Genomic DNA, 20142 nt, shown 5'->3' with positions numbered 1-20142 from the left:
GGCCGGGAGTGTGCGTCGTTTCATGAAACCCTGCAAACCACGGTGTTCCGGGAACGAAACTCTATGCTGCCGTTCCGTATGACTACGGGATTTAATGGCTAACACGGCATTATGGGAGCAGCGCAAACGCCGCTGCCCCATTTAAACCAAACGTTTAACTCTCTAGCTAGAATCATGTGCCCCCGCGGCGAATCACACGACGCGTTGTTTGGAGAGTCCATTGGCCACCGCCGTTTATGTCAGTGCCACCAACAATGCCGAGATTGACGGCCTGCTGTCCGGCGTCAAATGGTCGGGCACGATCACCTACAGCTTTCCTGACGCGCCGAGCGACTATTCGAATCCTTATTCCGGCGGCAGCGGCGAGCCAACCACCTCGGGCTTTGCCTCGGTGCCCACGCAGATCCAGGCGGCGATCAACTACGCCGTCGGATTGATCCTGAGCTACACCAACGCCAACATCCAATATGCGGGCACCAACGGCGCCGACCTCATGATCGCGCAGTCGTCGGCCGCCAATCCGACCGCCTACGCCTACTATCCCGGCAATTATGCACCCGGCGGCGACATCTGGTTCGGGACTCAATACAATTTCTCGCTGGCCAAGCTCGGCAATTACTACTTCACCACTGCGCTGCACGAGCTCGGACACGCGATCGGCCTCAAGCACAGCCAGGAGGCCGGCGGCCCCGGTAACGTTGCGGTGCCGAGCGCGCATGACAGCAGCGAATACACCGTCATGAGCTATCGCAGCTATGTCGGCGCTTCGACCACGGGCGGCTACACCAACGAAGCCTACGGATATTCGCAGACCTACATGGCGAACGATATCCTCGCGCTCCAGACGATGTACGGCGCCGATTACACGACGCAGAGCAGCAACACCGTCTACACCTGGAATCCGACCACGGGGCAGCAGTTCATCAATGGCGTCGGGCAGCTCGCGCCGGGCGGCGGCGTCGGCGGCTCGGCCAATCGCATCTACGAGACCGTCTGGGACGGCGGCGGCGTCGATACCTACGACCTGTCCAACTACACGACCAACCTGAGCATCAACCTCAATCCCGGCGCCTCGTCGGTGTTCTCCTCCGTGCAGCTGGCCTATCTCGGCAATGGCCATTATGCATCGGGCAACGTCTACAACGCCTATCTCTACAACGGCGACGCGCGCTCCTACATCGACAACTCCATCGGCGGGTCCGGCAACGACGCGATCATCGGCAACGTCGTCGCCAACACGCTGAACGGCGCTGGCGGCAACGACACCATCACGGGCGGTGCGGGCAACGATAGTATCAATGGCGGCACCGGCACGGACACGGCGGTATATTCGGGCAGCCGGGCCAACTACCTGATTTCGTACGACGTGGCGACGCAGACATTCACGATCGTCGATCAACGTTCCGGCTTGCCCGACGGCACCGACACTGCCGTGGGTGTGGAGTACTTCCAATTCACCGATGGTACCTTCGCAAGTTCCGGCTTGGTGACAACCACGATCGAGGCGCTTGGATCGACGCGTCTCGTTCTCTCCGGCGGCAACTATCATCTCGAGAGCATCGCGACGGGTACCGGACCGACCTTGAAATATGCGGGCTCTGCGGTGATCGCAGCGAATTGGGGTACCTGGTCCGTGATCGGCGCCGAGAAGGTGTCAGGCGGCGGCTATGACGTGGTCTGGAAGGAAGGGGCCACCGGGCAATACTCCGTGTGGAGCACGGACAGCAACGGCAACTTCGTGACCACGCTGGGTTCGGCCTCCCAAATGCTGGGTACCGATCCATCCCTGAAGGCGCTCGAGCCGACGCTGCAGCAAGATCTGAACGGTGACGGTCTGATCGGCTTCCCTGTTGCCGTCACGATCGAGGCGCTTGGATCGACGCGCCTCGTTTCATCCGGCGGCAACTACCATCTCGAGAGCATCGCGACGGGTACGGGGCCGACCTTGAAATATGCGGGCGCTGCGGTGATCGCAGCGAACTGGGGCACCTGGTCGGTGATCGGCGCCGAGCAGGTGTCGGGCGGCGGCTATGACGTGGTCTGGAAGGATTCAGCGAGCGGGCAATATTCCGTGTGGAGCACGGACAGCAACGGCAACTTCCTGACCACGCTGGGTTCGGCCCCCCAAATGTCGGGAACCGATCCGTCCCTGAAGACACTTGAGCCGTCGCTGCAGCAAGATCTGAACGGTGACGGTCTGATCGGCGTCCCTGCTGCCGTCACCGCCACAATCGAGGCGCTTGGATCGACGCGTCTGGTTTCATCCGGCGGCAACTACCATCTCGAGAGCATCGCCACGGGTACGGGGCCGACCTTGAAATATGCCGGCTCTGCGGTAATCGCAGCGAACTGGGGCACCTGGTCGGTGATCGGCGCCGAGCAGGTGTCGGGCGGCAGCTATGACGTGGTCTGGAAGGATTCGGCAGGCGGGCAATATTCCGTCTGGAGCACGGACAGCAACGGCAACTTCCTGACCACGCTGGGTTCGGCCCCCCAAATGCTGGGAACCGATCCATCGCTGATGACGCTGGAGCCGACGCTGCAGCAAGATCTGAACGGTGACGGGACGATCGGCGTCGCTGCTGCCGTCAGCACCACGATCGAGGCGTTTGGATCGACGCGCGTTGTTTCATCCACCGGCAACTACCATCTCGAGAGCATCGCGACGGGTACCGGGCCGACCTTGAAGTATGCAGGCTCTGCGGTGATCACAGCGAACTGGGGCACCTGGTCGGTGATCGGCGCCGAGAAGGTGTCGGGCGGTGGCTACGACGTGGTCTGGAAGAACTCGGCGAACGCCCATTATTCCGTCTGGAGCACGGACGCGAACGGCAACTTCCTGACCACCCTTGCCGCGGCTCCGGAAGTGCTCGGGTCCGATCCGTCTCTGAAAGCGTTGGAGCCGACGCTCCAGCAGGACCTCAACGGCGACGGCACGGTGGGCGCTGCGCCGACGTCCGGTGATGGTTTCGCGTTCGATTTCACCCAAAGCGGGGCGTCGCTGACTGCTCCATCCGAGCCGCCGGACTTTATCCCGGCACCAGCCGATCCGTGGACCGCGTCGGATCAGTGGACTCCACCGGCGGACAGTCACGGCACGGCTGCAATCGACATTCTGGCCGACTTTCTCCAGGCCCGTCACGATTTCGATTTCCAGCTGACCTGAAGGCGATGTCGTTTCCGCGAGGCTTCTCCGGCAAACATCTCTGTCTTGGTTCGCCGATGTCCCATCCTGGCTACTAAATTGCAGCTATCCGCAGTGACGGGAATGGCCCGCGAGCGGGATCAGGCGATTTCGAGCGAGTGCTTGAAGTAAGCGATCGTCTCCTTCAGCCCGTCTTCGAGCGCAACCTTCGGCTCCCAGTTCAGCACGGCCTTCGCCTTGGCGAGGTCGGGCTGGCGCTGACGCGGGTCGTCCTGCGGCAGCGGCTTGAACTCGAGCTTGGAGCGCGAGCCGGTGAGCTCGATGACCTTTTCGGCGAGCTCGCGAATCGTGAACTCGGAATTGTTGCCGAGATTGATCGGGCCGGTGACGTCTTCCCCAGTCACCATCAACCGCATGATGGCCTCGACGAGATCGTCGACATAGCAGAACGAGCGGGTCTGGCCGCCGTCACCGAACACGCTGATCGGCTCGCCCTTCAGCGCCTGGACGATGAAGGACGAGACCACGCGACCGTCATTTGGCTGCATGCGCGGGCCGTAGGTGTTGAAGATGCGCGCGACCTTGATCGGCAGGCTGTGCTGGCGCCAGTAGTCGAAGAACAGCGTTTCGGCGCAGCGCTTGCCCTCGTCGTAGCAGGAACGGATGCCGATCGGGTTGACGTTGCCCCAGTAATCCTCGGTCTGCGGGTGGATCAGCGGATCGCCATAGACCTCGCTGGTCGAAGCCTGGAAGATGCGCGCCTTGAGCCGCTTGGCGAGTCCCAGCATGTTGATGGCGCCGTGCACCGAGGTCTTGGTGGTCTGCACGGGATCGCGCTGGTAGTGGATCGGTGAGGCCGGACAGGCCAGGTTGAAGATCGCATCGACCTCGATGTAGAGCGGGAAGGTGACGTCGTGCCGGACCGCCTCGAACAGCGGATTTGCGATCAGATGGGCGATGTTGCGTCGGCTGCCGGTGAAATAATTGTCCGCGGACACCACCTCGGCGCCGGCATCCAGCAGCCGCTCGCAGAGGTGCGAACCGATGAACCCGGCGCCCCCGGTCACGAGGATGCGGCTGTTCCTGTAGTTTTCAAACGGCATGATCGGTTCCAGATTGTCCGCGGGGAGCAGGCTGAGTGGTATCGGCAACGGCCGGACTCGCCAATAGCCAAATGGGTTTGGATGGAGGTGTTATAGTACCCCTACTGTGCATGGGGTTGTTTTGGCATTTCTTTCCAGCCGGGTCCCGCCATACCTTTAGAATTCCCGCCGTTTCAGCCAGGCCCGCGCCCCCCAATGGGCAAAGCACCAGGCGGACCGGGGCAAGGAGAGCTGCTCGACGTTGCGATAGATTTGCCAGACCCATTTGGCCGAGCGCAGCGGACGACTGGAGACCGAGGAGCCTCTGACCCGGTAACGGGCCAGATCCTCGTTGAGGCCGTGTGCGGTATGGCCGCGCTTGAGGATCGAGAGCCACAGGCAGAAATCGTCGTAGCCCTCGTTCTTCATCGCGACGGGACCTGCGATCTCGCGGTCGACCATCGCGGTCAGCGTCGCGATCGCAGTGTTCTTCAGGAGCTGCCCATAGGCGAGCGAGGCCGGCACCTCGATCAGCCGGCCAGTCACCGTGTTGGTGTCGTTGATGCGGCGAAAGGCGGTGTAGCTGAGTGCGGCCTGCTTTGCCTTTGCGAAGGCGAGCTGCCGCTCGAGCTTCTCGGGCAGCCACAGATCGTCGCTGTCGAGGAAGGCGAGATAGCGGCCCTTCGCCTGGTCGATCGCGGCCTGTCGCGCCAGCGCCGGGCCGCCATTCTTCGCCTGCCGGATCAGCTTGACGCGCGGATCGCGCTCGCCGATGCCGGCGATGATTTGCGGGGTCTTGTCCGTCGAGCAGTCGTCGGCGATCAAGAGCTCCCAATCTGTGAATGTCTGGCTCTGCACCGAGCGGATCGTCTCCTCGATCAGGCCTTCGACGTTCCAGGATGGAGTGATGATCGAAACGAGCGGCATGACGGGTCCGTTCAGTTCGCGCGGTCAGGCGCGGCGATTGCGGTACGCAAGGAGGCCGCAAAGGTGTCGAGCAGCTTGGTGTCGCTGACATAGAGCTCGCCCGGATAAGACCGTCGCCAGGCCGACTCGAAATAGGGCGCGCCTTTGGCGGGATCGAACGGCCCGGCGGCGAGCGCCGCGCGCAACCGTGCGGGTACGTCGGCCAGACGATCGACCGCATAGACCAGCGGACAGGAGCGGTAGAATGCGTCGCCCATCACCACCACCGGCTTGCCGAGCAGCAGCGCTTCGGCGCCCGACTTGCTGTTGACGGAGACGACGGCAGCGGCGCGATCGAGCACAGTGTAATTGTTGGTCTGCGGCGGCAACAGCACGAAATTGTCGAACCGGCGCGCGAGCTCGAACAGGCGGGCGGCCGAGATTGCCCCGATCTGGGCAGGATGCTCCTTCACCACCAGCACATGCGAATCCGGGATCGTGCGCAGCAGGAAGTCGACGGTCGCAACCTGGTCGAGATAGTCCGGCGAGCGAAGCGTCAGCGCCATATCTGCCGGAACGTGGAACGGATAGTAGACGAAGGGCGTTTGGGGAAGCGGCTGGTAGAGCTTGCGCAACCGCGTCGCGTTAAGCGCCATCGCGGCATGCACCTGAGCGTGACGCAGATTGTGCCCGAATTCCTGGTGCTTGCCGAGCGCGAACTGGTCCCAGAGCTTTTCGACGAGACGATTGGCGTTGCGCAAATTGACGACCTTCTTGAAGGCCGCCGAATAATGATGCTGGTCCTTCTTGGGAATGACGATCGCGCGCTGCGTCAGCGTATCGTCGAGATAGGCGCGGACCTCGGATGACACCGTGTCCGCCGGCGTCGGCATCACGTCGGGCGCGCCGAGCGTGTCGGGCGTGAAATACATGCGGCCGCGAAAGAACGACGGCTCGATGAACCAGTTGCGGATGTTGCGGCGCCTTGCGGCGTAGAAGCTCGCGATCACCGAGAGAAAGCCGCCGAGCTCCTGCACCAGCTCCGAGTGCTTGCCTTGCCGCTCCAGCCGGTCGAGCACCGTCTCCATCGCGTTGGAGTAGATCATGAAGCGGCGGCGCAAGGCGGCGCTATCGCGGATCCCGAAAGTGAAGCGCTCATGGCTGAACAGGAAGTTCGTTCCGTCCAACCCGTAAGATGCGACGCGCGTATCGAAGGCGCCGCGATCGTCGGGCGACGGGCCGGCCTTGAGGCCTTCGCGATACATGTTTGTGACCGGCACGCCCTCGGCTACCGACATCTCGGCACTGCGATCGTCGAAGGCAAGCAGCTCCACGTCATGGCCTGCCGCGCGCAAGCGTTGCGCCACCGGAATCCAGAACCGCGTCTGGTATTCGGCAAGCGTGGTGATGAGAATGGTCTTCGCAGATGCTGTCATGGCTCTATTGGGCGTGTTCGATCGCAATGCTCGCGAGCGGCAAGCCCGTCATCGCGCAATGTGCGCGCCTTGCCGTATATTGCGACGGGCTCGCCTGATCGTGCGCGGCAATGCGCTGAAGCAGGGGCTGGACGATGGACGGTGCGATCCGCTTGTCGCGACGGGCCGGATTGAATTGGCTGCGAAGCCGCTCGGTGACGGCCGAGCCGAGCGCGGCGCTGGCGGCGCCCTTGATGATCTGGCCGATGCTCGGCTTGTCGCGCGTGCCCTTCATGGTGGCAAGCAGCGATACGTAGGGCCGGCGCGCGTTCAGCGCGCGCGTCAGGACGTCGGCGACGCGTTCGGCGGCTTGCCCGTCGTTCAGGTGAAAGAATGCCTCGATATCGGCGGCGTGAACGCGGGCGAAATCGAAGGCCTCGGTCTCGCGCTCGATATGGTCGATGGCGCTAAGCAGCTCGTCGAACGAGGCGACCGGCCGGCTCACGCGTGCGGGCAGCGCGGCATGGCCGGCGGTCGTTGGCGTGTTCAGGTATTCGAGCTGGAGCGGGAGCTTGCCGAGCAGGACCGATTCCACGGCCGTTCCACAATTGAGATGAATGACGGCGGCCGCATTGCGGATGCGGTCGAGCACGCTGCCGGTGCCGTCGATCAGGACGTTGGCGTGGCGCGAGAGCGCGCTGCGGTAGACGTCTTCGCTCTCGAAGGGGTGCGGTCGCACGAGAATGTTGCGGTCGGGGCGCGCTGCGGCAAGCCGGTCGATCTCGCCGAGATAGCTCGCGAAGACCTGCTTCAGGTCCGCGATGAAGCGATCGACATAGGTGCCGTCCCAGCCGGCCCGCACCATCGCTTCGCGCTCGCCGCCCGGCCTGCCGGTGAAGCGTGAATTGACCAGCGGAAAGTTGGCGTTGACGAGCAGGTAGCCGCGCGGCTCGCCGTCGAGCAGCGTGCGCCAGCGTGGGGCTGCAAAGTCGAAGCGCGGGCATCCGGTGAGGTGAAGCTGCTCCGGCTTCATCGTTTCGGCGGCGAGAAAGGCGTCGTGCAGCCGGCTGCCCCAGAAGAAATAGCCCGTCAGGATGTCCGCGTAGCCGCTGCCCTTGATGTGGGCCGCCATAGCCGGTGGCGAATTGCCGCCTTTCTCGGCGAGCACGCCGCCCTCGGTATCGAGCACGTAAAGCGCGAGGCCCGCCTTGGCGAAGCTGCGCATCAGGTCGAGATTGACGGCACGCGCGTAGTTGACGACCAGTGCGTCCAGCCCGAGCCGTGGGACATCGACGGCCTGCTCGTACATCGGCACCAGCACGACCGAGACCCCGCGTCGCGCGAGTTGATAACCGAGCATGACCGCCCCCGGCAAGTCACGCTTGGGGTGATCGACCACCAGGCCTATGCGCAAGATGTGACTCCCGGCCGGCCGCGTCAGAGCCGCATTACTGCGCGCTCGAGCTCCGTCAGCGCGCCGGCCGCTCGGAAGCGCGGCGGCGGCTCGGGGAAGATGCGCGGCTGTTGGATGTAGGTTGCCGTGTAGAGGAGGCGGTTGTGATCCGACTGAATTCGGCTTCCCATGTGCAGGCAGCGGGCCGTGTTCACAATGAAGGAAGACAGGCGCGGCGCGATCATTTCCTTGACCGCGTCAGGACCGGTCTTGGCGAACACCTGTGCGTCGCTCATGTGGCTCTTCAGCGTGTTGCGGAAAGGCCTCGACGGGCCGGCCGGGATGAACGTGAACGGACCGTCGGCCGTGTCCCTTACATCGGTGAGATAGATGAAGAGCTTGCACACGCGCTTGTCGTCGTGATCCAGATGCCACAGCTGAGAGTAACTCAGTGCTTGGTTCGGAGTGGGTTGCGACAGCGTCAGCAATACGTCCGACAATTGTGGCAGATCGTGCATGAAGTCGCCGATGATGCGCAGTGCAGCCGGTTGTAGGGCGTAGCGCACGAAAGGATGGTCGGTCGCGAATGCGCCGTTGACGAGGTCTTCGTCCAGCAGACTGACCCAGAAGGACTTATGCCCGAGCTGCTGCTTGCCGGTAAGTTCGTTCAGCCGGCTCACCTTGGCCTCGCCCACCGCAGCGACCGCTTCAGCGAGGCTGCGGTCCACGAGCTCGGACACGTCGACATACCCGTCCGCCGCCAGCTTGCGGCTCGCCTCGGACCATTCGGGCTTCGAGGGAAGCCGATTGAGGAGCTCGATGCGTTTGGCGCGCGCTGGCAACTGCAAGGTGGTCAGAGCTGCCTTTATCGCCCATCCAAGATCAGTGCGATTGACATGCCACAGGAGGCGACGGAATTGGCTGACCTTTGGCTTGCTCGGGGCGGGCCGATCAGTCGTCGTGTCGATGGCTGTCATGTGGGCTCCCAGCAATACAAAAAACCATCATTGTGGATCGTCGGCGCGAACGGCATTCGTTCGCGCGCCAGGACGCGGAGGCGGCCCTGCCGCTCGTAATCGTCGAGCGTCGAGAACAGCTGCGTCTGGTAGTCGACCGAACGGATGTAGAGGAAGCTGACGATATCTCGGGGGCTCGAGAGATTCAGTAGCTCCGTCGTCGGCTCGATGTTGATGACGCGCTTTGGCCTCGCAGCAATGATGTTGTCCACCACCTTGCGCACGTCATAAGGGATTTGCTCGATGCAGAAGTACGTGAAGACGACCTGATCCTTGATGGCGGAATAGTTCGGGTCGTTGCTGTCGGTCAGGTCGATTTTGTCGAGCGATATCCGGTCCGAAAGGCCAAAATGTGCTGCGATCTCCCGGCCCGCAGCAATGCCGTTCGGCGCGATGTCGAACCCGCGGAGCCTCCAGTCGGGATGACTGAGGTGAAGCGACAGCAGATTGATGCCGCAGCCCGCGCCGAGTTCGATGACCTCCGTGGCGCCACCAGTATGCCGTGCCAGCAGGTCGGCGAGGGCTCTGGCGCGATAGCGATAGTAGTCGTCAGCCGCGGTCCTGCAAATCTGATTGTCCACCTTGCGAAGACCCAGCGCGGGGTTCTTCTGTATCAGGAACTCGTCGACGTTGGCAGCCTTGGTCCATTTCTTTTCTGACAGCATCCGCTGCCAATGCGTCAGATTATACTCGGAATCGACGATGTCGGCCGTGCGCTTCACGCGGCGCAAGGCAAGACGGCCAATGCTCCTTGCTGCGTCGATAGCATAGCTCATGGCCTTGTCCGACAAAGACGCCGGAGCGAACCCTGGAGTGACCGCTTTCGTATCTGTCGCGTGGATGTTCATTCAACTGCTTTTGGATGTCAGTCCCATCAATTGCCCGACGGCGGGAAATACACTCCGGTGCCGCTTCTCCAGCACCAGGAAGTATTGGAGCACCCAGGTCACCAGACAGAAAACCATGGAACCGAGCGCGAGCTTTAGCACGCTGTCGAACCGAATGTAACCTGCAATTGTTGCTAGAAAAACGCTTGCCAGGAGGAGGATTGCGAACTGGGTTCCGATCATCTTCGCGAACTGATTGCGATCGAGCTCGAGTGCACTGCGCAACTCTCTCAACTGCAAGGGAAGCACGGCGATACTGCCGATGACCTGGCCAAGTATCAGGGCGCGTTCCGCGAACAAATGCAGTGTCGCGGCGGAGATCGCCGCCCAGATCAGAAGCTGAACGGCCACCAGCCGGTTGAGCTTGGCCTGCACCTCGGGCCGCGTCAGGAAGATCAGGCTGCCGGTTGCCACATATTGCGCGCAGATCGGAACCAGGAAGCTGAGGCCCATCCAGAACGCGTAGGGCGCAAGAAGCGGGCCGATCCAGATCTCCATGATTTGAGGCGAAAGGATAGCGGTGCTGGCGAGCGGCGGTACGACGAACATCGGCATCATGACGACGCCGAGGTCGCCGAGGCGCTGGAACGACGCGGCGCTGCCGCGCTCGTCGAGCCGACTGGCAACCGGAAGCAGAGCGGAAGTCAGGAGACTGACCACAACCTTGGAGAGCCGCGACAATCGTACCAGCGCGTCGTAGGTGCCGACGGCCCTGGGGCCGAACAGCAATCCGATCAGGAACGGTTGAAACGGTCCGGAAATGCCGCCCATCAGCTTGCCTTGCAGCAGCAGCAGGCAACGATGCAGAATGTCCTTTCGGATGTCCCGGGTCCAGGGCAGCAATCGCACGTGCTTGTGCCGCAGGGCGACGAAGGCGGCAATACCGATGACGACGGCGCGGGCCACCAGGGTGGCGAGATAGATGTAGGCGACCACCTCGAAGCCTGCCGCCGCCCACGATGCTGCGAATGTCAGGCCGACATAGGCCGCCGTCGACGTGACCTCGGCGGCGCGGAGCAGGTTGTAGCGCTCGAAGCCTTTGACAATGCCTTCCCACACCAGCGCCGGAACGAAGATCAGATTCGCGAGGGCCGTGTAATGCATGATGCGGGCGAACGTATCGAGGTGTGCGGCGTCAACTTTCATCGCGATGACGAACAGCGGCGTCGCGAGCCAGATCGCGGCGCTGAGGATCAAGGCAAGAGCGATGGAGGCCGCGGCCAGGAAGGCGATCTGGCGGCTGGCCTGGGTCCAGTTACGGTGCTCGCGCGCGCGCGCGACGACCTGGGTGGCGACTTCGGACAGGCCGAGGTCCAGCACCGCCATCATGCCACTGGGAAGCAGCAGTCGCGAGATGACGATGAGGCCGAACTCGGTCACCCCCCAGGTACCGATGATCAGCGGAATGACTGCGAGGCCCAGCAAGGCGGCCACGCCGAAGGCAAACGCCGAAATCACCGTGTTCTGGATTAGGCGCTTGATCATCGGTGTTTGGTTACCAGGCGCTCAATCCGCCATCGACGGCGATGTTCTGCCCGGTCACATAGGAGGCCGCGTCGGACACCAGGAACAGCATTGTCCCCACCATCTCATCCGCCCGCGCCATGCGGCCAAGCGGGACGCGAGCACCGTAGCGCGCCTTGAAGGTCTCGTTCTGGCCGCTCTCCACCCCGCCCGGGGTGAGCGTGTTGACCCGAACGCCCTTCGCAGCCCAGTAAGTCGCGAGGTGCTTGGTCAGGCCGATGACGCCGGCTTTGGACGCCGTATAGACCGCCGGCGTGTTGATGGCGCGGCCGAGATATTCGGAGCCGTCGTAGATGCGCTGGTCGGGTGCCATCAGGCCGTAGATCGAGGCGGTCTGCACGATCGCACCATAGCCGCGCTCGGCCATCCGGCCGCCGAGCACCTGCGCGACGGTGAACATACCGTCGAGATTGACCGACATGATCTCGCGCCAGGTATCCTGCGAGAACGTCTCGACCGGGGCGAAGAAGGCGTCCACATCGCGGGTCTTGCTGGCGGCGTTGTTGAGCAGGATCGAGACCACTCCGAGGTCGGATTCGATTGCATCGGCCGTCTTGCGCACCGCATCGGGATTGGTGATGTCGCAACCGTAGCCCTTGGCCCGGACGGCATGGCGTGAGGCGACGTCGGCCGCCGCCGCGTCGGTCGCAGCCTGATCGAGATCCACGATCGCGACATTGGCGCCGAACTCGGCAAGCCCCTCGGCAAATCGACGTCCGAGAATGCCGCAGCCGCCGGTGACGACGGCCGTCCGCCCAGTCAGATCGAACAGAGCCTTGAAGCTCGCGGTCATCGCTTGCGCCTCCTCAGGCCGGCAGCCGCTGGCGGAGCAATAGTTCCACCAATGCAAAATCGAGATCCGAATCGATGTCGATCGAACGCTCTTCCGGCATCTCGAACAGGCGCGTATCCGGATAGAACACCGCGGGGTGCTCCAGGAACGGTGCGACCCGCCAGACATAGATCGACGCGTTCATGTCGAAGCAGCGCGGGGCGTCCTGCCGTCGGGTGATGGGCGGATTGGCGGATTTCGAGAGGCCGACGCTGCCGTCGGTGCGCTGCTCGACGAGGTTGAAATACGGCGAGCGCCGCGCCGGCGCACCGGTGATGACATTGCGCGCGCCGCTCTCGCGCAGCAACGCCACTGCACCGGTGATGTCCGAGGCCAGCCTGAGCGGGGAAGTGACGTCGAGATCGACGAAAATTTCCGGCGTCCGACCCATTTGCGCTATGGCCTGCTCGAGGCAGTGCCGGATCGCCGGCAGCTTCGGCGCGGTGTCGGTCGCCATCTCGTCGGGGCGTTTGACCGCGATATCGGCGCCGGCCTTCACCGCCGCATCGAGCAAGGCGTCCGAATCGCTGCTGAAGGCGATCGCGTCGAACAGGCCGGTCTCGCGCGCCTGCTCGATGCTCCACGCGAGCACGGGCCTACCCAGGAGATCGCGCGCGTTCTTGCCGACGACACCTTTCGAGCCGCCTCGCGCGCAGATGGTACAGACAAGGCTCATGGCGACACCCAGGTCTTGCTGCGCAACGCGCGCTCGCTGGCGTCGATCAGATGCATGACGCCGAGGGCCTCCGGCAGGGAGCAGGCCGGACTGGCGCCTTGCATCGCGGCGACATGCATGTCGCGGTAGGTCTGGTCGCGCTCGCTGGGAATCTCCCTTGCCTTGCCGTTGACGGCGAGGCGGCCGCCGACGAGATCGGCCTCGATGGTGTCGTCCTCGACATTGACGCGAATGCGGCGGACGCCCTGACGGTCGAGATAGTCCATGTGGACGTGGACGGACGGCGCCCGCTGCATATCGAGCAGCAGGTCAAGGTGGTCGTCGACGTCGATGTCGCGCGCACCGGAGGCGCCGCCAAGCGCAGCGACGCGATGCCATGGCCCGAACAGCCAGAGCAGATAGTCCAGCTCGTGGCTGAGATCCCGCAGCACGCCGCCCCCGGCATCAGCCGTGGCGGAGGCGGTTGTGCGGTGATCGCGGTCCGGTCGCCAGTCCCTGATGTCCTGGCCGACATAGGCGCCGACCGTGATCACGTCGCGTCCGCGCAGCGTGTCCGCCAGCGCCGTCATCACTGGGTGAAAGCGCAGATTGTATCCGACGCTGACATGGGCAAACGGATATTTCGGGGGCGGTGCCGGCGTTGCGAAAAGCGGCTTTTCGACGAGGACTTTGCCATGGAAGCCGGTTTGCGCCAGCTCTTCCAGATGGTCCGCATGGCGCGCCGTCTCGGTGGCAATCACCACGTAGTCCGGATGCGCCGCCGCGACGGCCTGCGCGATCGAACCGTAGTCGCCACCTTCGCGCCGGCTGACCGTTGCGACCCGAAGGCCGAGCTCGCGCAGGACGCGCGCATGCCTTGTGCCGATCGAGCCGAGGCCAACCACGACGGCTGTTGTCGAGATCACGGGAAGACCTCGTGAAACTCCGCATGCGCCTGCTCGAAATCCTCCAGCCGGCCGATGTCGAGCCAGTACTCGCGAATTGGATAGACCGCGACGCGTCCCTTGTCGGCGATCACGCGCTCGAGCACGGTCGGCATATCGATGCTGACGCCCCGCGTGACGTGGCGGAAGACCGACCTGCCGATCACATAGATGCCCGCACTGACGAACCAGCTCTCGGTCGGCTTCTCGCGAATGGTCTGGAGAAATCCGTCCGTGGTGGACACCACCCCATAGGGGACGTGCACCTTGTGCTCGCGGACAGCCATCGTCGCTTCTGCCGGCGCTCCGTTGTGGAAGTCGAGAAGCGCTCCGTAGTTGATCGTGGTGAGGATGTCGCCGTTGGTGACGATCATCGGCAGATCCGGCGGTGTTGCAAACAGCCCGAGCGCACCGGCAGTGCCGAGGCGCTCGGTCTCGTGCACGTACTGGATGTTAGCGCCAAAGGCGACGCCATCGGCAAAGTAATCCTTGATCGTCTGGGCCTTGTAATTCACCGAAATGAAGATGTTGCCGAAGCCTTGCTGGACGACGTTGCGGACGATCGTCTCGAGCAGCGGGCGGCCGCCGACATTGAGCATCGGCTTCGGAACGTCGCGCGTCAGCGCACCCAGGCGCTCGCCGAGGCCGCCGGCCATGATCAGCACCGGATTCTGATACTGGCGCGGCTCGAGCAGCTCATCGAGCGTCTCGACCACGACGAGATGGCCGCCCTCGTCGACGAGCGGGAGCTGCTTGATCGACCTCTGCCGCATCAAATGCAGGCGATCCTCACGGGGCAAGGTCGCAGGGGCCGACACCGGCGTCCGGTTCATGATGTCGGTCGCAAGCCCGGTGAGGGCGATGCCGCGCAGCAGTCCGCGTCTGACGTCGCCGTCGGTGACCACGCCGAGCAGCCGGTTCTGGTCGTCGAGCACCAGCGCAATCTGGATGCTTCCGCTCTCGATCGCGGCAATGGCCTCGCCCACACTGGCCTGGGTACCGACGATGGCCTTGCGCCAGGATTTCATGGCAATTCTGCCTCGTACACGCCGGATTTGTGGGCAGCCCACGGCTGAGCCTGCTATATCGCGGCTGCGAGAGGCGGCGTCAACCCCGTCAGGGGACCCGGGCTTGTCCTTGTTAATTCAAGCGTTTTCAGGCGCAATCGGTCGGTTTGAAGCGCCCGGGCCCGGCCGCTAAGATCGGTGCAGCTCAGGGGAATCGCGATGGACGATCTGATCATTATCGGCGGCGGCGAACATGCCTTCATGGTCTACGAGGCAGCGCTTCTGTCGGGCCAGTTCAACGTCATCGGTTTCCTCGATCGCCAGCCGGGAACGTTGGGCGATGCGCGCTATCTCGGAACCGATGATGTTGCGCCGAACTATCCCGATGCCGCCTTCGTGGTCGGGGTCGGAACGATGCAGGCGGGGCCCGCGCGCCGGCAGATGATCGACCGGCTGCAGCTGACGCGCTGGGCGTCGGTGATCCATCCGCGCGCGTTCGTCTCGCCGTCGGCAACGATCGGTCTGGGCTGCGTCATCATGCCGGGCGCGATCGTCAATGCGCGAAGCATGATCGGCCATCACTGCATCATCAATTCGGGCGCGGTCGTCGAGCACGACGTGCGCATTGGACACTACACCCATCTCTCGCCGGCAACGGTGGTCGGCGGCGGCGCCGAGATCGGCGACAATTGCTTCGTCGGGCTCGGCAGCCGTGTCCGCGATCACATTTCCATCGGCAACGATACGCTGGTCGCGATGGGCTCTGTCGTCACCGGCTCATGGCCGTCCGGCTCGGTGCTGCGCGGGGTTCCTGCCAAGCCTCGCCGCTAGACCGGATCATCCGGCTCGAGCGCCCGCGGTGCCGCGGTTCCGATCAGGGACCAGTACTCGATCGGCGACCGCCCCGTGCCCGGCCGCTTGGTGGTGATGTCGGCCGGGCCGATAATCTCGCCGGCCTTCAGTGCGCGTGCCGCCACGATGCTCTTGCGCGCCACCGGCACATTCCCGACCTCGGACTCCCTCGGTGCCTTAACGCCGTCGCCGAGCGCGGCCTCGACATTGCGGATGGCGCCGACCATCCGCTTGAAATCATCGGGTTCGAGCGAGGCCGCGTGGTCGGGACCGGGCGCGCTGCGATCCAGCGTCAGGTGCTTCTCGATGACCGCCGCGCCGAGCGCGACCGCAGCGACCGAAACCTCGAAACCGTCAGTGTGATCGGAATAGCCGACCGGAAGCTGGAACGCCGACCGCATCGTCGCCATCGCAGCGAGGTTCACATCGGCGATGGGGCAGGGATATTCGGTCGTGCAATGGAGCAGGCTGACGTGCCGCGCCAGCGCGGCGCGCGCTGCCGGATCGCGCCACGCCGCGTGGAAAGATGCGAGGCCCGCAGCATCGTTGCGCTGCGCGTAGCCGTGCGCCAATACGCCGAGGGCTTCCTCGATCTCGCTGAGCGTCGCCATGCCGGTCGAGAGGATCAGCGTCGCACCGGCCCTCGCTGCAGCGTGCAGCAGCGGGGCATTGGTGAGATCGCCCGATCCGATCTTGATGCGCGGCAGTTCGAGCGACAGCAGAAAGGCCAGCGAAGCGTCGTCGAACGGTGTCGACAGGAACGCGATGCCGCGCTCCTCGGCGCGCGCGATCAGCGTGTGATGTGCAGCCTGCGGCAGCTCGAGACGTTCCAGCATGGCGAGCTGGCTCTCGGCGGCGTCCGTCGTGCGCTGCTGGTAGCCGGCCTTCTTCGCCGCTCCGCCCGCCAGCGCCTTTGCATTGAAGGTCTGGAACTTGACGATGTCGGCACCGGCATCGGCCGCAGTATCGACGAGGGCCAGTGCCTTGTCCAGGCTGCCGTCGTGATTGACGCCGGCCTCCGCGATGATCAGCGTGTGTCTCGTCATGGCCGCGCTCCGTTTGCGGGAGCTTCGTAGAAGCCCTTCTTCAGGAGCTGGCCGAAATCCGGGATGGCCGCGATGATGTCGGCAAAGCGCCGGCTGGAATCGCCGTCGCCATAGGGATTGACGGTGTCCTTGCGGCCCCGCTCAAGCGCTTGCGAGATCGCCGCGGCGATCGCGCCGCGCTCGGGCGTGGCGTGAAATACCGAGTCGGCGCGCTCGCGCCCCTTCTGACGGTCGCCGATGTCCACCGTCGGAACACCGAATGACGGCGCTTCGAGGATGCCGCTCGACGAATTGCCGATCACGACGTCCACCTGGCTCATCAGGCTGAGATAGCGGAGCTGCCCGAGCGAGGCGACCGCGATCGTGTTCGGCCGGCCGGCCGCGAAGGCCTTGGTCCGGTCGTTCAGCGCGCGCCCTTCGGCATCGGCATTGGCGAGCGTGAAGATGAGGCGAAAGCCGGGATCGAGCCTCGACAGCGCCGCGAACAGCTCATCCAGCTCGGCCACCGAGCGTCCGGCCTCGACCGTCACCGGATGGAACGTCACGAGCGCATTGCGCTCGCCCAGCGGCATCCCGATCGCGTTGCCGATGTCGTCGCGGTTCATCAGATCGAGATGCTTGATGGCGTCGATGCCGACCGAGCCGATGGTGTGGACACGGGTTGGGTGCTCGCCAAGCTGCATCAAGCGCCGCGTCGAGTCCTGATTGCTGGTGAAATGCAGATGCGACATCTTGCTGATGGCGTGGCGGACGGATTCGTCGACCGCGCCTTCGGTGACGTCGCCGCCGAACAGATGCGCCATCGGCAGCCGCATGAACATCGCGGCCTGTGCGGCCGCGAACATCTCGAAGCGGTCGCCGAGCACGACGACGAGATCCGGTTGCAGCCGCGTGAACGCGTCGGCAAAGCCGATCACGCCGAGCCCGACCGATTTTGCAACGCCCGCGCCGGTGTCGCTGGCAAGCAGCGTCTCGACGCGCTCGTCGACCTCGAAGCCCTCGTCGCGGATGGCGTTGAAGGTATAGCCGAACTCGGGCGCGAGATGCATACCGGTGGCGATGAGCTGGAGCCTCAAGCCTGACGTCTCGCGGATCGCGCGCATCGGCCAGACCAGCAGCCCGAAATCGGCCCGGCTGCCGGTGACGAAGCAGATCTTTCGCGTGCCGCTATTCATCGCGGGCTCTGATGCTGGCGCTGCTCGGCAGGTTGATCAGGCGGCGCTCGATCGACTCGGCGGTGGCGAGATCGCCGCGCGGGCTGTCCGAGAACATCGGCAGGCGGTGCATCAGGGTCCAGGCCGGTCGCGCGCCGAAGCCGGCTTCGTTCAGCGCCGTCAGCAGGTCGTCCCGCCGTCCGGCATGGGCCTCGTCGAGAAGGATCGCGTTCAGCCAGTAATTGCTCGTGGTGCCCTCGGGCTCGCGCGAGAAGCTCACGCCAGGAACGTCCGCAAAGACGCGCTCATAGGCTGCCGCCAGCCGGCGCTTGCTCGCCAGGAAACCGTCGAGCTGCTCGAGCTGGGCGCAGCCGAGCGCGGCGTTCAGGTTGGGCAGGCGGTAGTTGAAGCCGATCTCGTCGTGCACGAAGGCCCATTTGTGCGGCAGCTTCGCGGTGGTGGTGAGATGCTTGGCGCGGCGTCCGAGCTCCTCGTCGTTGGTGAGGATGGCGCCGCCGCCGCCTGTGGTGACGATCTTGTTGCCGTTGAAACTCAGCGCCGCGAGCCGCGCCTGCGATCCGACGGCGTGACCCTTGTAGGTCGAGCCCAAGGATTCCGCGGCGTCCTCCACCAGTGCGATGCCCCAGTCGCGGGCGATCGCGGCGATCTCGTCGAGCTCGACGGGATGCCCGAACGTGTGCATCGGCGAGATCGCAGCTATGCGGTGTCCGGTCTCGCGATTGACCGCGCCCTTTGGCGTTCGCTCGGCAATCCTCTCGAGCCGCGCGGCGAGGGCGCGCGGGTCCATGCCGAGCGTGGCGAAGGAGCTGTCGACGAAATGCGGCACCGCCCCGCAATAGGCGATCGCGTTCGTGGTCGCGATGAAGGTCAGCGCCGGCGAGATGACCTCGTCGCCAGGCTCGACGCCGGCGAGGCGGAAGCAGGCGTGCAATGCCGCCGTGCCGTTGACGACGGCGACCGCGCGTTTGGCGCCCGTCACCTCCTCCAGCATCCGCTCGAAGCGGTCGACGAACGGGCCGACCGAGGAGACGAAAGTGCTCTTGATGCATTCTTCGAGATAGGCGACCTCGTTGCCGGCAAACACCGGCTCGTGCAGGCCGAGGATGCCGTTGGGCGTACCTGCGGCGCGCCGGACGGCATCGACCACGGCCTTCGGATCGAAGGTGCGCGTAGAGACGTCGGATCTGGTCGCGGCCGTTTCCACAATAGCCTCAGACATTGTAGACGTCCGCCTTGTAGCGGCCGAGATTGACGGGATTGGTGAACCAGTTCACCGTCTTCACGATGCCTTGGCGCATGCCTTCGATCCCACCGAATTCCGGGGCCCAGCCGAGCTGCTGGCGCGCCTTGGAATTGTCGGCCCAGAGGCGCTCGACCTCGCTATTGGCGGGACGCAGCCGCGCCTCGTCGGTCTCGATCTCGATCGTGGTCCCCATGACGTCGGCGATCATCTGCGCGGTGGCGCCGACCGAGATCTCGAAGCCGCTGCCGAGATTGATGGTCTGGCCGACGGTCTGCTCGGCCGGAGCGGTGAGTCCTGCGATCAGGCCGCGCGCGGTGTCGGTGACGAAGGAGAAGTCACGGGTCGGGCTGACGGCGCCGAGACGAATCCTGCGCTTGCCGGTCGCGATCTGGCTGATGATCGTGGGGATCACCGCACGTGCCGATTGCCGCGGTCCATAGGTGTTGAACGGCCTGATCACGACGACCGGCATGTCGAACGAGGCGTGGAACGATAGCGCCATCTGATCGGAGGCAATCTTCGAGGCCGAGTAGGGCGACTGGCCGACCAGCGGATGGCTCTCCTTGATCGGAACGGTCTGCGCCGTGCCATAGACCTCGCTGGTCGAGGTCTGCACGAAGCGCCGCACGCCGGCCATGCGCGCGGCCTGGAGCACGTTCACGGTGCCGCGCACATTGGTCTCGATATAGGAATCGGGCGCGACATAGGAGAAGGGAATCGCGATCAGCGCCGCCAGGTGCAGCACGTCGGTGCAGCCGCTGGCGGCTGCGATCATGAAATGCGGATCGCGGATGTCGCCGGCGACCACCTCCACGGACTTCATGATGTCGGCGGGAACGGTGTCCAGCCAGCCCCAGGAGTTGAAGGAGTTGTAGCAGACGATCGCCTTGACGCGGGCCCCGGCTTTCACCAGCTCCTCGACGACATGCGAACCGATGAAGCCGTCGCTGCCGGTAACGAGGACGCGGGCGTCCCTCAGATCTGCCATGCCGGACCCCAAAAGGCGATTAAGCCAGTCTT

The 20142-nt window shown here is 64.3% G+C and carries 17 protein-coding genes; 2 read left to right on the top strand and 15 right to left on the bottom strand.

Features of this window, described 5'->3' with window-relative positions:
* Positions 1-220: 220 nt before the first annotated feature.
* Positions 221-3166 (top strand): M10 family metallopeptidase C-terminal domain-containing protein, encoded by a 2946-nt coding sequence (locus I6F16_RS16730; protein ID WP_225173870.1) that lies wholly within the window; start codon positions 221-223, stop codon positions 3164-3166.
* Positions 3167-3285: 119 nt separating this feature from the next.
* On the opposite strand, the gene I6F16_RS16725 is transcribed toward I6F16_RS16730, so the two are convergent.
* The 11 genes from I6F16_RS16725 to I6F16_RS16675 all read right to left on the bottom strand — a co-directional run bounded on the left by I6F16_RS16725 (position 3286) and on the right by I6F16_RS16675 (position 14827).
* The gene (locus tag I6F16_RS16725) at positions 3286-4248 is read right to left on the bottom strand and encodes a UDP-glucuronic acid decarboxylase family protein (RefSeq protein WP_036007439.1); all 963 of its coding nucleotides are present in this window, start codon (positions 4246-4248) and stop codon (positions 3286-3288) included.
* Positions 4249-4404: 156 nt separating this feature from the next.
* Positions 4405-5154 (bottom strand): glycosyltransferase family 2 protein, encoded by a 750-nt coding sequence (locus tag I6F16_RS16720; protein ID WP_036007432.1) that lies wholly within the window; start codon positions 5152-5154, stop codon positions 4405-4407.
* Positions 5155-5165: 11 nt separating this feature from the next.
* Positions 5166-6569, bottom strand: coding sequence for a capsule biosynthesis protein (locus I6F16_RS16715; protein WP_036007430.1), 1404 nt, complete (start codon positions 6567-6569; stop codon positions 5166-5168).
* A gap of 4 nt (positions 6570-6573) precedes the next feature.
* Positions 6574-7962, bottom strand: a complete 1389-nt coding sequence (locus tag I6F16_RS16710; RefSeq protein ID WP_225111919.1) for a surface carbohydrate biosynthesis protein — start codon at positions 7960-7962, stop codon at positions 6574-6576.
* Between the two features lie 23 nt (positions 7963-7985).
* Positions 7986-8918: a hypothetical protein gene (locus tag I6F16_RS16705; RefSeq protein ID WP_050996163.1), complete on the bottom strand. Its 933-nt coding sequence runs from the start codon at positions 8916-8918 to the stop codon at positions 7986-7988.
* Complete coding sequence (locus I6F16_RS16700; protein ID WP_036029829.1) at positions 8915-9805, bottom strand: class I SAM-dependent methyltransferase; 891 nt, start codon at positions 9803-9805, stop codon at positions 8915-8917. The genes I6F16_RS16705 and I6F16_RS16700 overlap by 4 nt, the downstream gene beginning before the upstream one ends.
* Entirely contained in the window at positions 9806-11329 is a 1524-nt protein-coding gene (locus I6F16_RS16695; protein WP_036029831.1) for a hypothetical protein, read from the bottom strand.
* Between the two features lie 10 nt (positions 11330-11339).
* Positions 11340-12161, bottom strand: coding sequence for an SDR family oxidoreductase (locus I6F16_RS16690; protein WP_036029832.1), 822 nt, complete (start codon positions 12159-12161; stop codon positions 11340-11342).
* A gap of 13 nt (positions 12162-12174) precedes the next feature.
* Positions 12175-12876: an acylneuraminate cytidylyltransferase family protein gene (locus I6F16_RS16685; protein WP_036007421.1), complete on the bottom strand. Its 702-nt coding sequence runs from the start codon at positions 12874-12876 to the stop codon at positions 12175-12177.
* Entirely contained in the window at positions 12873-13781 is a 909-nt protein-coding gene (locus I6F16_RS16680) for a Gfo/Idh/MocA family oxidoreductase (RefSeq protein ID WP_225173869.1), read from the bottom strand. The genes I6F16_RS16685 and I6F16_RS16680 overlap by 4 nt, the downstream gene beginning before the upstream one ends.
* The gene (locus I6F16_RS16675; RefSeq protein WP_036007417.1) at positions 13778-14827 is read right to left on the bottom strand and encodes a nucleotidyltransferase family protein; all 1050 of its coding nucleotides are present in this window, start codon (positions 14825-14827) and stop codon (positions 13778-13780) included. The genes I6F16_RS16680 and I6F16_RS16675 overlap by 4 nt, the downstream gene beginning before the upstream one ends.
* Positions 14828-15025: 198 nt before the next feature.
* Here I6F16_RS16675 and I6F16_RS16670 point away from each other — a divergent pair, with 198 nt between their 5' ends.
* Positions 15026-15637: an acetyltransferase gene (locus tag I6F16_RS16670; protein WP_225111918.1), complete on the top strand. Its 612-nt coding sequence runs from the start codon at positions 15026-15028 to the stop codon at positions 15635-15637.
* Here I6F16_RS16670 and neuB read toward each other — a convergent pair.
* Genes neuB through I6F16_RS16650 form a run of 4 tightly spaced genes read right to left on the bottom strand, consistent with a single transcriptional unit; the run spans position 15634 to position 20110 of the window.
* The gene (gene neuB, locus I6F16_RS16665) at positions 15634-16704 is read right to left on the bottom strand and encodes an N-acetylneuraminate synthase (protein ID WP_225173868.1); all 1071 of its coding nucleotides are present in this window, start codon (positions 16702-16704) and stop codon (positions 15634-15636) included. The two genes, I6F16_RS16670 and neuB, sit on opposite strands and share 4 nt — an antisense overlap.
* Positions 16701-17879, bottom strand: a complete 1179-nt coding sequence (neuC, locus tag I6F16_RS16660; RefSeq protein WP_036029841.1) for a UDP-N-acetylglucosamine 2-epimerase — start codon at positions 17877-17879, stop codon at positions 16701-16703. Before neuC ends, neuB begins: the two co-directional genes overlap by 4 nt.
* Positions 17872-19098, bottom strand: coding sequence for a LegC family aminotransferase (locus tag I6F16_RS16655; RefSeq protein WP_225111916.1), 1227 nt, complete (start codon positions 19096-19098; stop codon positions 17872-17874). The genes neuC and I6F16_RS16655 overlap by 8 nt, the downstream gene beginning before the upstream one ends.
* A complete protein-coding gene (locus I6F16_RS16650; RefSeq protein ID WP_225111915.1) occupies positions 19091-20110 on the bottom strand; it encodes an NAD-dependent 4,6-dehydratase LegB in 1020 nt (339 codons plus the stop codon). The genes I6F16_RS16655 and I6F16_RS16650 overlap by 8 nt, the downstream gene beginning before the upstream one ends.
* Between the last annotated feature and the right edge of the window lie 32 nt (positions 20111-20142).

It is taken from the genome of Bradyrhizobium sp. IC4060, from assembly GCF_020193715.1.
GTDB classification, from domain to species: Bacteria; Pseudomonadota; Alphaproteobacteria; order Rhizobiales; family Xanthobacteraceae; genus Bradyrhizobium; species Bradyrhizobium yuanmingense.
The sequence above is the reverse complement of the archived record's forward strand: the minus strand, read 5'-3'. Positions and strand labels throughout refer to the sequence as shown.

Excerpts from the sequence above, each read along its gene's own strand:
- I6F16_RS16725 (WP_036007439.1), bottom strand. The coding sequence starts at position 4,248 with ATGCCGTTTGAAAACTACAGGAACAGCCGCATCCTCGTGACCGGGGGC.
- I6F16_RS16720 (WP_036007432.1), bottom strand. The coding sequence starts at position 5,154 with ATGCCGCTCGTTTCGATCATCACTCCATCCTGGAACGTCGAAGGCCTG.
- I6F16_RS16715 (WP_036007430.1), bottom strand. The coding sequence starts at position 6,569 with ATGACAGCATCTGCGAAGACCATTCTCATCACCACGCTTGCCGAATAC.
- I6F16_RS16705 (WP_050996163.1), bottom strand. The coding sequence starts at position 8,918 with ATGACAGCCATCGACACGACGACTGATCGGCCCGCCCCGAGCAAGCCA.
- I6F16_RS16700 (WP_036029829.1), bottom strand. The coding sequence starts at position 9,805 with ATGAACATCCACGCGACAGATACGAAAGCGGTCACTCCAGGGTTCGCT.
- I6F16_RS16695 (WP_036029831.1), bottom strand. The coding sequence starts at position 11,329 with ATGATCAAGCGCCTAATCCAGAACACGGTGATTTCGGCGTTTGCCTTC.
- I6F16_RS16690 (WP_036029832.1), bottom strand. The coding sequence starts at position 12,161 with ATGACCGCGAGCTTCAAGGCTCTGTTCGATCTGACTGGGCGGACGGCC.
- I6F16_RS16685 (WP_036007421.1), bottom strand. The coding sequence starts at position 12,876 with ATGAGCCTTGTCTGTACCATCTGCGCGCGAGGCGGCTCGAAAGGTGTC.
- I6F16_RS16675 (WP_036007417.1), bottom strand. The coding sequence starts at position 14,827 with ATGAAATCCTGGCGCAAGGCCATCGTCGGTACCCAGGCCAGTGTGGGC.
- I6F16_RS16670 (WP_225111918.1), top strand. The coding sequence starts at position 15,026 with ATGGACGATCTGATCATTATCGGCGGCGGCGAACATGCCTTCATGGTC.
- neuB (WP_225173868.1), bottom strand. The coding sequence starts at position 16,704 with ATGACGAGACACACGCTGATCATCGCGGAGGCCGGCGTCAATCACGAC.
- neuC (WP_036029841.1), bottom strand. The coding sequence starts at position 17,879 with ATGAATAGCGGCACGCGAAAGATCTGCTTCGTCACCGGCAGCCGGGCC.
- I6F16_RS16655 (WP_225111916.1), bottom strand. The coding sequence starts at position 19,098 with ATGTCTGAGGCTATTGTGGAAACGGCCGCGACCAGATCCGACGTCTCT.
- I6F16_RS16650 (WP_225111915.1), bottom strand. The coding sequence starts at position 20,110 with ATGGCAGATCTGAGGGACGCCCGCGTCCTCGTTACCGGCAGCGACGGC.